The sequence below is a fragment of the Streptococcus suis genome (genome assembly GCF_002964045.1).
Classification (GTDB): domain Bacteria; phylum Bacillota; class Bacilli; order Lactobacillales; family Streptococcaceae; genus Streptococcus; species Streptococcus suis_U.
The window spans coordinates 1-264 of sequence record NZ_POPB01000270.1 but is presented as its reverse complement, the minus strand read 5'-3'; the positions used below and the strand labels follow the sequence as shown (position 1 = coordinate 264).

The window sequence follows — 264 nt, the reverse complement described above, 5'->3', positions numbered from 1 at the left end:
GGAATACAAGGGCCTTGTTAAATACTGGTTGACCTTCAATGAAATCAACGGTGGTATCATGTTCTTGGACCTTTTTGGTGATGATATGACGGACCAGGATTACCAAGATGCTTACCAAAGCCTCCACCACCAGTTTGTTGCCTCTGCCAAGGCTGTTCAAATTGGGCATGAGATTGATCCAGAAAATAAAATTGGGAACATGATTTGTGGTATTACCTTCTACCCAGGCACCTGTGATCCAGCAGATATTCTTGCCAACCAACA

Annotated in this window: 1 protein-coding gene; it reads left to right on the top strand. The window is 43.6% G+C overall.

Going from position 1 to position 264, the window contains the following annotated elements:
* On the top strand, positions 1-264 hold a 264-nt coding region (locus C1E99_RS03610; protein WP_153060152.1), incomplete at both ends, for a family 1 glycosylhydrolase.